The organism is Streptomyces sp. SAJ15 (assembly GCF_007595705.1).
Lineage (GTDB): Bacteria > Actinomycetota > Actinomycetes > Streptomycetales > Streptomycetaceae > Streptomyces.
Genome location: NZ_NISY01000011.1, coordinates 73429 through 86000 on the forward strand (window position 1 = coordinate 73429; position 12572 = coordinate 86000).

General features: G+C 73.2%; 9 protein-coding genes. 5 read left to right on the top strand and 4 right to left on the bottom strand.

The window, feature by feature from the left end:
* Window positions 1-52: 52 nt before the first annotated feature.
* Window positions 53-1663: a multicopper oxidase family protein gene (locus tag CD790_RS24565; protein WP_144385512.1), complete on the top strand. Its 1611-nt coding sequence runs from the start codon at window positions 53-55 to the stop codon at window positions 1661-1663.
* Window positions 1664-2027: 364 nt separating this feature from the next.
* Window positions 2028-3779, top strand: coding sequence for an NAD+ synthase (locus tag CD790_RS24570; RefSeq protein ID WP_144385513.1), 1752 nt, complete (start codon window positions 2028-2030; stop codon window positions 3777-3779).
* Between the two features lie 107 nt (window positions 3780-3886).
* On the opposite strand, the gene CD790_RS24575 is transcribed toward CD790_RS24570, so the two are convergent.
* The 4 genes from CD790_RS24575 to CD790_RS24590 all read right to left on the bottom strand — a co-directional run bounded on the left by CD790_RS24575 (window position 3887) and on the right by CD790_RS24590 (window position 9275).
* Window positions 3887-5158: an MFS transporter gene (locus CD790_RS24575; RefSeq protein WP_144385514.1), complete on the bottom strand. Its 1272-nt coding sequence runs from the start codon at window positions 5156-5158 to the stop codon at window positions 3887-3889.
* A gap of 302 nt (window positions 5159-5460) precedes the next feature.
* Complete coding sequence (locus CD790_RS24580; RefSeq protein ID WP_144385515.1) at window positions 5461-6495, bottom strand: endonuclease/exonuclease/phosphatase family protein; 1035 nt, start codon at window positions 6493-6495, stop codon at window positions 5461-5463.
* A 306-nt stretch (window positions 6496-6801) separates the two neighbouring features.
* Entirely contained in the window at window positions 6802-7446 is a 645-nt protein-coding gene (locus CD790_RS24585) for a TetR/AcrR family transcriptional regulator C-terminal ligand-binding domain-containing protein (protein ID WP_260867852.1), read from the bottom strand.
* Window positions 7443-9275, bottom strand: coding sequence for an MFS transporter (locus CD790_RS24590; RefSeq protein ID WP_144385516.1), 1833 nt, complete (start codon window positions 9273-9275; stop codon window positions 7443-7445). The genes CD790_RS24585 and CD790_RS24590 overlap by 4 nt, the downstream gene beginning before the upstream one ends.
* A gap of 217 nt (window positions 9276-9492) precedes the next feature.
* Here CD790_RS24590 and panB point away from each other — a divergent pair, with 217 nt between their 5' ends.
* The 3 genes from panB (at window position 9493) to CD790_RS24605 (ending at window position 12571) form a co-directional block, all read left to right on the top strand.
* A complete protein-coding gene (panB, locus tag CD790_RS24595) occupies window positions 9493-10374 on the top strand; it encodes a 3-methyl-2-oxobutanoate hydroxymethyltransferase (protein WP_144385517.1) in 882 nt (293 codons plus the stop codon).
* A 284-nt stretch (window positions 10375-10658) separates the two neighbouring features.
* On the top strand, window positions 10659-11675 hold the full coding sequence (locus tag CD790_RS24600) for an ATP-binding cassette domain-containing protein (protein ID WP_186319212.1): 1017 nt from the start codon (window positions 10659-10661) through the stop codon (window positions 11673-11675).
* Window positions 11672-12571, top strand: coding sequence for an ABC transporter permease (locus CD790_RS24605; protein ID WP_144385518.1), 900 nt, complete (start codon window positions 11672-11674; stop codon window positions 12569-12571). The genes CD790_RS24600 and CD790_RS24605 overlap by 4 nt, the downstream gene beginning before the upstream one ends.
* Window position 12572 lies beyond the last annotated feature (1 nt).

The window sequence follows — 12572 nt, forward strand, 5'->3', positions numbered from 1 at the left end:
GAGCGCGGACGCCTCCGCTCTGCCTGCTCAGACCACCGACAAGACCTGAGGTATGTCCGTGACGCACATCCACTCCCGCCGTGCCGTGCTCGGCGCGGGAATCAGCCTCGCCGGCGGCGGCCTGCTCGCCGCCTGCTCCTCCGGCCGTGACGACGAGTCCGCGGGCGGCCACCCGGCGGGCCACCGGTCCGGCTCCGACGACGGATCGGCCGGCGAGGGCCCGGCCGACCAGAAGATCGCTCTGACCGCCGCCGCCACCCGGCTCGACCTGGGCGCCGACCGTACCGTCCGGTCCTGGGCCTACGGCGACGACCTGCCCGGCAGGGAGATCCGCGCCACCGCCGGAGACACCCTGGCGGTCACCCTGGCCAACCACCTCCCCCAGGCCACCTCGCTGCACTGGCACGGGATCGCCCTGCGGAACGCCATGGACGGGGTTCCCGGGCTCACCCAGCGGGCCGTCAAGCCGGGCGCCTCCTTCACCTACCGCTTCGCGGTCCCGGACCCCGGCACCTACTGGTTCCACCCGCACTCGGGCACCCAGCAGGACCGGGGCCTGTACGCCCCGCTCATCGTCGAGGACCCGAAGGAGCCGCTCGCCTACGACAAGGAGTGGGTGGTCGTGCTGGACGACTGGGTCGACGGGGTGGACGGCAGCACCCCCGACGCGGTCCTGGCCGAACTGAGCAAGGGCATGGGCTCGGGCTCCGACGAGGGCATGGACCACGGCGGAGGCCACGGCGGGCACGGAGGAGGGCACGGCGGGCACGACATGAGCGGCATGGCCGCGCCGGCCGCAAAGGCCACCCCGCGCCGGAGCCCGGACCCCACCGGCCCGTCCCGGATGCTGATGGGCGCCACCAGCGAGCTCCTCGGCGGCGACGCGGGCGACGTGGCCTATCCGTACTACCTGGTCAACGGGCGCTCGGCGGAGGATCCGCAGACCTTCCGGGCCAAGCCGGGCGACCGGATCCGAATCCGGTTCATCAACGCCGGCGGGGACACCGCCTTCCGGGTCGCGCTCGGCGGCCACTCCATGACGGTCACCCACACCGACGGCTTCCCGGTCACCCACGCGCGCACCGACGCGCTGCTGCTGGGCATGGGCGAGCGGTACGACGTCCTGGTCACGGCCGGGGACGGGGTGTTCCCGCTGACCGCGGTCGCCGAGGGCAAGCGGCGGGCGGCGCGGGCGCTGCTGCGCACCGGCGGCGGCGCGGCGCCGGCGCCCTCCGCCCGCCCGAAGGAGCTGGACGGCACGGTGCTCACCGCCGGTCGACTCAAGGCCGCGGAGGGGGTGCGGCTGACGCGGCGCGAGCCGGACCGGACGCTCACGCTGCGGCTGAGCGGCTCCATGGCGGCGTACGACTGGGCGATCAACGGCAAGCGGTACGACCCGGCCGAGCGCCTCCCGGTCCGTTCGGGTGAACGGGTGCGGCTGTCGTTCGTCAACGGCACCGGGATGTGGCACCCGATGCACCTGCACGGGCACACCTTCGCGCTGCCGCGGGGCGGCCCCCGCAAGGACACCGCGATCGTGCGGCCCGGCGAGACGCTCGACGTGGACTTCGACGCGGACAACCCGGGGCTGTGGATGATCCACTGCCACAACGTCTACCACGCGGAGGCGGGGATGATGACGGTGCTCGGCTACCGCGACTGAGCGCTCCGCGGGAAGTGTCGCGACGGGCCGTCGTTCGCCTGCGGCCCGTCGCGGCTGGTCGCGCCCACGCGGCGGAGCCGCGCATGTCACAGCCCCGCGCCCCTTCAGGGCGCTCCCGAACCGCGGCCGAATGCACCAGATCCGCTGAGGCCCCGACCCGACGGGCGGTCCGGTCGACCGTCCGCAGGGCGACCGCCGGCTGTCCGACGGTCGGGCGCCCGACCGTCCGGCAGGGCGTCCGACGGGTGATCCGGCCGCTGTCCGGCGGGCGCGGGATGGCCTCGCGCGGGGTGTGGCGCGCCCCACGCGAGGCCATCGCGTCAGATAGACGATTAATCCCGGTCGGGCCGCTTACACTGGCACCGTGCCTCAACTTCGCCTCGCTCTGAACCAGATCGACTCGGCCGTCGGCGACCTGGCCGGCAACGCCGAGACGATCGTCCACTGGACCCGGCACTCCGCCGAGCAGGGCGCCCACCTGGTGGCCTTCCCCGAGATGGCGCTGACCGGCTACCCCGTCGAGGACCTGGCCCTGCGGCCGTCCTTCGTCGAGGCGTCCCGCGCCGGGCTGCGCGCGCTCGCCGCCCGGCTGGAGCGCGAGGGCCTGGGTGAGCTGCCGGTCGTCGTCGGCTATCTGGACCGCGGCGAGCAGGCCGCGCCGCGCTACGGCCAGCCGGCCGGCGCCCCGCAGAACGCGGCGGCGGTGCTGCACCGGGGCGAGATCGCCCTCACCTTCGCCAAGCACCACCTGCCCAACTACGGCGTCTTCGACGAGTTCCGCTACTTCGTGCCCGGCGACACGCTGCCCGTCGTCCGCGTCCACGGGGTCGACGTCGCGCTCGCCATCTGCGAGGACCTGTGGCAGGACGGCGGCCGGGTGCCGGCCACCCGCTCCGCCGGCGCCGGGCTGCTGCTCTCCATCAACGCATCCCCGTACGAGCGCGAGAAGGACGACACCCGGCTGGACCTGGTCCGCAAGCGGGCCCAGGAGGCCGGCTGCACCACCGCCTATCTGGCGATGATCGGCGGCCAGGACGAGCTGGTCTTCGACGGCGACTCGATCGTCGTGGACCGTGACGGCGAAGTGATCGCCCGCGCCCCGCAGTTCGCCGAGGGCTGCGTGCTGCTGGACCTGGACCTCCCGGCGGCGGGCCCGGTGCCCGAGGGCGTGGTCGACGACGGGCTGCGCATCGAGCACGTCACCCTCTCCGCCGATCCGCTCCCCTCCTACCAGCCCGAGCTCTCCGGCGGCCAGGCCCCCCGCCTCGGCGACGAGGAGGAGGTCTACACGGCGCTGGTGGTGGGCCTGCGCGCGTACGCCGCCAAGAACGGCTTCCGCAGCGTGCTCATCGGCCTGTCCGGCGGCATCGACTCCGCGCTGGTCGCCGCCATCGCCTGCGACGCGCTGGGCGCGCACAACGTGTACGGCGTCTCGATGCCCTCCCGCTACTCCTCCGAGCACTCCAAGGCGGACGCGGCCGAGCTGGCCCGCCGGACCGGGCTGAACTTCCGTACCGTCCCCATCGCCCCGATGTACGACGCGTACATGGGATCGCTGGGCCTCACCGGCCTCGCCGAGGAGAACCTCCAGGCGCGGCTGCGCGGCACCCTGCTGATGGCCGTCTCCAACCAGGAGGGGCACATCGTGCTCGCGCCGGGCAACAAGTCCGAGCTGGCGTGCGGCTATTCGACGCTCTACGGCGACTCGGTGGGCGCGTACGGCCCGATCAAGGACGTCTACAAGACCTGGATCTTCCGCCTCGCCCGCTGGCGCAACCGCGCCGCCGAGGAGCGCGGCCAGACCCCGCCCATCCCGGAGAACTCCATCACCAAGCCGCCCAGCGCCGAGCTGCGACCGGACCAGGTGGACACCGACTCGCTCCCCGACTACGAGGTCCTCGACCGGATCCTGGAGCTCTACGTCGACCAGGATCGGAGCCGCGCGGAGGTCGTGGCGGCGGGCTTCGACGACGAGCTGGTGGCACGGGTGCTGCGGCTGGTGGACACCGCCGAGTACAAGCGCCGCCAGTACCCGCCGGGCACCAAGATCTCCGCGAAGGGCTTCGGCAAGGACCGGCGACTGCCCATCACCAACCGCTGGCGCGAGCACACCTGAGGGCCCCCGGCGGCGTAGACGCCGACGGCCCGTCGACCGGAGCGGGCGACGGGCCGTCGCCGTGCGGGAGGTGTGCGCGGGGCGCGCCGCCCCGCGTCCGCCGCGCGCTACCGGGAGCCGTCGGCCCCGGCCCGCGCCGTCGACGCCCCCGCGGCCACGGCCCCGTGGTCGGGCCCGGCGTCGGACGTGTGGTCGACCCCCTGGCCGACCGCCACCACCCGGGAGCCGTCCCCGGGCGCGCCACGGTCCAGGAGGCCGGCGGTCACCGCGATGGCCAGGCCGGTCAGGGCGAGGGCGGCGCCGACCAGGGTGGGCGAGGTCCAGCCCCAGCCCGCGGCGATCGCGACGCCGCCGAGCCAGGCGCCGCCCGCGTTGGCCAGGTTGAAGGCGGAGTGGTTGGAGGCGGCGGCCAGGGTGGGGGCGTGCCGGGCCTTGTTCATGACCAGCATCTGGAGCGGGGTGGTGGTCATGAAGCCGACCGCGCCCAGTACCACCACGGTGGCCAGGGCCGCCCACTTCACCTGGACCGTGAAGTGGAACGCGACCAGCACCACGGCGAGCGCCGTCAGCGAGCCGTAGAGGGTGGGGCGCAGCGCGCGGTCGGTGAGCGGGCCGGCGACCAGGGCGCCGAGCGTCATGCCGGTGCCGAACAGCGCCAGCACCACCGTCACGGACGACTCCGCGAAGCCGGTGACCTCGGTCATCATCGAGGCGAGGTAGCTGTAGACGGCGAAGACGCCCGCGAAGCCGAAGACCGCGGTCAGCAGGCCCAGCAGCACCTGACGGTCGCGGAGCGCGCGCAGTTCCCGCCCCAGGCCCGCCTGGGCGTCCGGCGCCATCTGCGGGACCAGCGCGGCCAGCGCGGCCATGGCGAGCACGCCGATCGCGGTGACGACCAGGAAGGTGGCGCGCCAGCCGAGCTGTTGGCCGAGCAGGGTGCCGAACGGGACGCCGACGATGTTGGCGACGGTCAGCCCCAGGAACATGGTGGCCACCGCCCGCGCCTGCCGTCCCTCGGCCACCAGTCGGGCCGCGACCACCGAGCCGACGCCGAAGAAGGCGCCGTGCGGCAGCCCGGCCAGTACCCGTCCGGCCAGCAGCAGGCCGAAGTTCGGCGCCACCGCCGAGGCCAGGTTGCCGACCGTGAAGAGCGCCATGAGCCAGATCAGCATGGCCTTGCGCGGGACGCGGGAGCCGAGCGCGGTCAACAGGGGGGCGCCGACGACGACGCCGATGGCGTAGCCGGAGACGAGGTACCCGGCCGTGGGCACGGAGGTGCCCAGATCGTCCGCGACGTTGGGCAGCAGACCCATCATCACGAATTCGGTGGTGCCGATGCCGAATGCCGCCACGGCCAGGGCGAGCAGGGCGAGGGGCATGAGAGACCTTTCGCGGGAGAGGTGGCGAGGAATATGTTCAGTGACTGAACAAATGCTCTCATGCTTCCGGGGCTCAGAGAGAATCCCCAGGTGAACGCGGCGTTACGAGTGCCTGAGGCACGCCGCGGGGCGCTGCCGGGCGGCATGGCGGAGGCAGGGGCGGCGGCGGTCCGGACGGCGGCGGTCCGGACGGCAGCACCCCCGAGGGCGGCGGTCCGGACGACGGCTCCCCGGACGACGGCGGTCCCCGGACCGGTGGAGCGCCACCACGTCCGGGGACCGACCTCGGCGGCCCGCCGCCGTCAGAGCTTCACCGACGCCGCGACCGGCAGGTGGTCGCTGTTCGTCCGCGGCAGCGTCCACGCCGAGACCGGGTCCATGCCGCGCACCATGATCTGGTCGATCCGGGCCATCGGGAACGAGGCCGGCCAGCTGAAGCCGAAGCCGTCGCCCGCCGCGCCCTGCGCCGAGCGCAGCTGCGAGGTGACCGGGGCCAGCGCCCGGTCGTTCATGGTGCCGTTCAGGTCGCCGAGCAGGATCACCTTGTCCACCCGCTCCGCGGCGATGGCCTCGCCCAGCGCCTCCGCGCTGTCGTCCCGCTGCCCGGCGGTGAAGCCCGCGTTGAACTTCACCCGCACCGACGGCAGGTGCGCGACGTAGACGGCCACGTCCCCGCGCGGGGTGGCGACGGTGGAGCGCAGCGCACGGGTCCAGCCCATCTTGATGTCCACCGGCTCGCTGTCGCGCAGCGGGTACTTGCTCCACAGCCCCACCGTGCCCTTGACGGTGTGGTACTTGTACGTGTCCCGCAGCGCCTGCTCGTACGTCGGCACCGCCGAGCCGCGCAGCTCCTCCAGCGCCACCACGTCCGCCCCGGACGCCGCGACCTCGCGCGCGGTGGTGGCGGGGTCGGGGTTGTCCGCGTTGACGTTGTGGGTGACGACGGTGAGGTCGCCACCGGCCCGCGACTTGTCGGCGAACATCAGCCCGCCGAAGAGGTTGAGCCAGACGACGGCCGGCAGCAGCAGCGCGATCAGGGCGGTCGCGGAGCGCCGCACCAGGGCGATCACCAGCAGCAGCGGAACGAACAGCCCCAGCCACGGCAGGAAGGTCTCCAGCAGACTGCCCAGGTTCCCCACATCGTTGGGGATCTGCGCGTGGAAGATCATCACCAGCGCCAGCACGGCCGCGCAGCCGGCCGGCACCGTGCCCCGGCGCCAGGTGCCGGGGTCGCGCCGCCACCGGTCGAGATGGTCGAGCAGGCGCCGGACCCGGGAGCCGGTCTGCTCGGGGATGTCCCCGCGTCGTCCCGTCTCCTGCGTGTCTGCCTGCGCCATTCGCTGTGTCCTCACTGCCTCTCGTCTCCGCGCGCCCCACCCGGCCGGAACCCAGGCATGACCATAGGCGATGACCAGGGCGTTTTCGGCGTGCGGTGCCCCGTACGGGGGCCGCGTCCGATGCCGCCGACGACGGCGGGCGCCTCATGGGGGAGGACGTGCGACCGCGGGAGACGGGTTCCGAACAGCGCGACGGACGGGGCCCCTGTGACACAACCGGCACATATCCGTCGATCTGGATCTCGCCTCCGGAATTCCTCCGAACGGCCCAGCGTGCGCGGCTCGCGCCCGGTCCGCCGCCCCCGCTCAGCGACGTTCGTCGCGTGGCCGGACGCCCTCCAGCACCGTGTCGACGATCCGCTCGGCCAGCCCCTCCGGCAGCGCCTGCCACTCGTACAGCATCGAGCGGGACAGCATCGGGCCGGTGAACAGGTCGGCGAGCAGCTCCAGGTCCTCGTCGGCGCGCAGCTCCCCGCGGGCCACGCCCCGCCGCAACACCGCCAGCAGCGTCTCCCGGCGGACGGCTATCACCGTCTCGTGGTACTGCCGCCACAGCCCGGGATGGGCCCGCACCTGGCCCACGACGGCACGCAGCAGCGCGGAGTGACGCCTGGCCAGCCCCCGACGGCGGATGAACTCCAGCAGGGTGACCAGGTCGTCCCGGACCGAGTCCCCCATCGGCTTCGGGTACGGCTCGTCGAGGGAGCGCATGACGTCCAGCATCAGCGCCTCCTTGCCCCGCCAGCGGCGGTACACGGTGGCCTTGCCGACGCCCGCCTCGCGGGCTATCCGCTCCATCGACAGCTGATCGAGGGTGACGCCGTCCTCCAGCAGCCGCAGCACGGTCTCGATCACGGCGGTGTCGACCGCGGCGCTGCGCGGCCGGCCGGGCGGGCGCGGGACCGATGCCGGGACCGGCCCGCGCGCCTCGCTGGCTTCCGCCCCGTTCACCGGTCCACCCCCGTCGACGTCCGCTCGGGCTCGGGCCCGCCGTCGCGGCCCGGTCCGGCCGCCGACTCCCGCCCGGACACCGCCGTTTCGGACACCACCGGCCCGGTCTCCGCGGCCCGGCCGGCCGGCGCCACCCGCTCCCGCTCCCACACCTGCTCCTGCTCCTGCTCCTGCTCCTGCTCCTGGTCCCGGGACCGGTCCCGGTCGAGCTCCGGCCGCGGCGTGGTCTCCGCTCCCGGCGGAACCTCCTGCCGCCCCGGCAGGAAGAACCACACCACCAGCGCGCCGATCAGCGCGATGACCGTCGCGCTGAGCGCGGTGGTGTGCATGGCGTGCAGGAACGCCTCCTTGGCCGGGTCGGTCAGCGCCCGTCCCGCCGGCCCGAGGTCCTCGGCCACGGCCAGGGTGGCCTCGATGGACTCCCCGGCCGCGTGCCGTTCGGCGACGGTGAGGCCGGGGAAGGCGGCCAGCTCGCCCTCGATCCGCGTGCGGTAGACGGTCGACAGCAGCGAACCGAGCACCGCGACCCCGAGCGCGCCGCCGACCTGGCGGAACGTGTTGTTGATCGCCGAGCCGGAACCGGCCTTCTCGCGCGGGAGCGCCTGCATGATCGACACCGTGACGGGCGGCATGGTGTGCGCCATCCCGCAGCCCTGCGCGAAGAACAGCGCCTCCAGCACCCAGAGCGGGGTGTCCTGGTCCAGCAGCAGGAAGCCGGCGAGGGTCCCGGCCACCATGAGCATGCCGCCGGCGCACACCACCCGGGCTCCGTACCGCTCCACCATCAGGGGGGCGCGGGGCGCGAAGACCAACTGCGCCACCGCGATCGGCATCAGCAGCAGACCGGCCTGGAAGGCGGTGAAGCCGCGCACGCTCTGGGTGTAGAAGACCATGAAGAAGGTGACGCCCAGCAGCGCGAAGAAGACCAGCGCGATGGCGGTGACGGCGGCGGTGAAGGAGGGCTTGCGGAAGTAGCGGACGTCCATCGCCGGGTGGTCGCCGCGCCGCTCGTGCAGCACGAACAGGGCCAGCACGGCGAGCCCGCCGCCACCCGTGAGCAGTACCTCGGGGTGGGTGAAGTCCGCGAGCTGGCCGCCCTTGATGATCCCGTAGACCAGCAGCACCAACCCGACCACGGACAGCAGCACGCCCACCGGGTCCAGCCGGCCGGGGTCCGGGTCCCGGGTCTCGGGCACGATCAGCACCATGGCGACGAAGCCCGCCAGCACGATGGGCACGTTGACCAGGAAGACCGAGCCCCACCAGAAGTACTCCAGCAGCACCCCGCCGGTGACCGGGCCGATGGCGATGGCCACGCCGACGGCGGAGACCCAGATCCCCATGGCCCGGGGCTGCTCCTCGCGCTCGAAGACGTTGGCCAGCATGGCGAGGGTGGCGGGCAGGACGCCGGCCGCGCCCAGGCCCATCAGGGCGCGGAAGGCGATCAGCTCCCCCGGCGAGCCGGAGAACGCGGCGAGCAGCGAGCCCAGGCCGAACACCGCCATGCCCGCCAGCAGCACCTTCTTGCGGCCGTACCGGTCGCCGAGCACGCCCGCGGTGAACAGCAGGCCCGCGAAGACCAGCGTGTAGGCGTTGATCGCCCACTCCAGCTGGCTCTGGGTGGCGCCGAGCCCCTCGGGCGCCGGCGAGGCGATCGTCTTCATCGCGACGCTCAGTATCGAGTTGTCGATCACCACGACCACGACGCTGCACATCAGCACGGTCAGGATCGCCCAGCGCCGGCGGTGCACGGCCTCGGGAACGCCGGAGTCGGCGCCCGGATCGGGCTCGGGCCTGGGTTCGGGATCCAGGTCGGAGGGGGTCGCCATACGGTTTACGGTAACCCCATTCCGATACGGATCCGTCTCGTATCGACGGCCCGGCGCCGCGCAACCCGAAGACTTCGCCGGCCGGGGCCCTGCGAGCGACCTCACCGACCGGCCGCGCCTCGCTCACACTTTCGCGTCACGGGCGGCGCGTGCCAGCATGGGGGGTGGTCCGGAGACACCGTGAGGGTGCTTCGAGATGACACAAGGAGCCGTTGCAATGACGCACGTCAGCCCTGCCCTTTCGGCTGCGCGGAAACAGCCCGACAGCAGCAGCAAGGCGCTGTACGGGGGGACGAGTTCCCGGCGCATCACCGTCCGCGACATCGCCGCGGCCAAGCAGCGCGGCGAGAAGTGGCCCATGCTGACCGCCTACGACGCCATGACCGCCTCCGTCTTCGACGAGGCCGGCATCCCGGTGCTGCTGGTCGGCGACTCGATGGGCAACTGCCACCTCGGCTACGAGTCCACCGTGCCCGTCACGATGGACGAGATCACCATGCTGTCCGCCGCCGTGGTGCGCGGCACCAAGCGCGCCATGGTCGTCGGCGACCTGCCCTTCGGCTCGTACCAGGAGGGCCCCGTCCAGGCGCTGCGCAGCGCCACCCGGCTGGTGAAGGACGCCGGCGTGGGCGCGGTGAAGCTGGAGGGCGGCGAGCGCTCGGCGCACCAGATCGAGCTGCTCGTCCAGTCCGGCATCCCGGTCATGGCGCACGTCGGCCTCACCCCGCAGTCCGTCAACGCCTACGGCGGCTACCCGGTGCAGGGGCGCGGCGAGGAGGCCGCCCAGCAGCTGCTCCGGGACGCCAAGGCGGTGCAGGACGCGGGCGCCTTCGCGGTCGTGCTGGAGCTGGTGCCGGCCGAGCTGGCCGCCGAGGTGACCCGCTCGCTGCACATCCCGACCGTCGGCATCGGCGCCGGGTCGGAGTGCGACGCGCAGGTGCTGGTGTGGACGGACATGGCCGGCATGACGGGCGGCCGGGTGCCGCGCTTCGTCAAGCAGTACGCCGAGCTCCGGCAGACCCTGGGCGACGCCGCCCGGGCCTTCGGGGAGGACGTCGTCGGCGGCGCCTACCCGGCGGAGGAGCACTCCTTCCACTAGCCGAACCCGGCACCCGGCGCCACCACCGCCGCCCGCCGCCGGCGGCGGGCCGGGTGCCCACGGTCCCGGCGTCGCGCGCCCGATGAGGCCGCGCGACGCCGGGATCACGCGTCGGGCCGGAGTCCGCGGGGCGCCGCACCGGTGCGCGGCCCCTTGGCGCGGCCCGCCCGGACAGCGGTGCGCGGAGCCGGCCCGACGCCTCGACAGCCCGCCGACATCCCCCGTCGGCGGGCTGTCTGTCGCTTGTCGGTGATCTGTCGGTGACGGCTGGGACCGTGGTGGACATGAAGCGAACGGAAATGAACCTGGGCGGGCGCAACGCCGTCGAGGTACGGGGGCTGGTCAAGCACTTCGGTGCCACCAGGGCTGTGGACGGCGTGGACCTGGACGTGCGGGAAGGCACCGTCCTCGGCGTCCTCGGCCCGAACGGCGCCGGAAAGACCACGCTCGTCCGCTGCCTGTCGACGCTCCTGAAGCCCGACGCCGGTACCGCGATCGTGGCCGGCTTCGACGTCGTGCGCCAGCCGCGGGCGCTGCGCCGCACCATCGGCCTGACCGGGCAGTACGCCTCGGTCGACGAGAAGCTCTCCGGCTGGGAGAACCTCTACATGATCGGGCGGCTGCTCGACCTGTCCCGCAAGGAGGCGCGGCGCCGCTCCGACGCGCTGCTGGAGCGGTTCTCGCTCACCGAGGCCGCCAAGCGCGCCGCCCACACCTACTCCGGCGGCATGCGCCGCCGGCTCGACCTGGCCGCCTCCATGATCGGCCACCCCTCCGTGCTCTATCTGGACGAGCCGACCACCGGCCTGGACCCGCGCACCCGCAACGAGGTGTGGGACGAGATCAGGCATCTGGTCGCCGAGGGCTCCACGGTGCTGCTCACCACGCAGTACATGGAGGAGGCCGAGCAGTTGGCCAGCGAGCTGACCGTGATCGACCGCGGCAAGGTCATCGCCGAGGGCCGGATCCACGAGCTCAAGGCCAAGGTCGGCGGCCGCACCCTGCAGATCCGCCCCGCCGACCCGGGCGAGCTGAACCGGATGGTCGGCGCCCTGGCCCAGTCCGGGCTCGACGGCCTCGCCGGCGCCACCCCCGACCACGAGGAGGGGCTGGTCAACGTGCCCATCGTCAGCGACGAGCAGCTGACCGCCGTGGTCGGACTGCTCGGCGAGCGCGGCTTCACCATCGCCGGCATCGACACCCATCTGCCCAGCCTGGACGAGGTGTTCCTGGCCCTGACCGGCCAGAAGACCTCCACGCCGCAGGACGCGGCGACGGACACCGAGGAGGTCGCCGCATGAGCACCGTCACCACCACCAAGGGAGACGCCGCCGGGACGGCCCGGACCCCCGGGGCCACGGGGGCCCCGGGATCCGCCGCGGCCCGCGCGGGGCGCGCGGGGCGCGCGCCGACCGACGAGGGCCGGATCGGGCCGCGCGCCAATCTGCGACACATCAGCGCCCTGGTGCGGCGCAACGCGCTGAAGATCAAGCAGGATCCGGAGTCGATGTTCGACGCGGTCCTGATGCCGCTCATCTTCACGCTGTTGTTCGTCTACGTCTTCGGCGGCGCGGTCGCCGCGGGCGACCGGGCCGCGTACATCGACTACTTCATCCCCGGCATGATGGCCATGGGCGGTCTGCAGATCGCCATGGGCGTCGGCAGCGGCGTCCACGAGGACTTCAACACCGGTGTGATGGACCGTTTCCGGACCATGCCCATCGCCCGCTCCTCGGTGCTGATCGCCAAGCTCATCGTGGAGACCGGCCGGATGCTGGTGTCGACCCTCATCCTGCTCGCCCTCGGCTTCGCCATCGGGTTCGATCTCAAGACCGGCCCGCTGGAGCTGCTCGCCGCGGTCGCGCTGGCGCTGTTCTTCGGCTCCTCGCTGACCTGGATATTCATGCTGCTGGGCATGTCGCTGAAGAGCGCCCAGGCCGTGCAGGGAATGGGGTTCCTGGTGCTGATGCCGCTGCAGTTCGGCTCCTCCATCTTCGCCAACCCCGGGACCATGCCGGGCTGGCTGGAGAGCTTCACCAAGTACAACCCGCTGTCGCAGCTGGCCGACGGGGCGCGGGCGTTGACCCAGGGCGAGGGCGCGGTGGCGCACCCGGTGCTGATGACCCTGCTGTGGGCCGTCGGCATCACCGCCGTGACGGCACCGCTGGCGGTGCGGAAGTTCCGCGACAAGCAGTGAC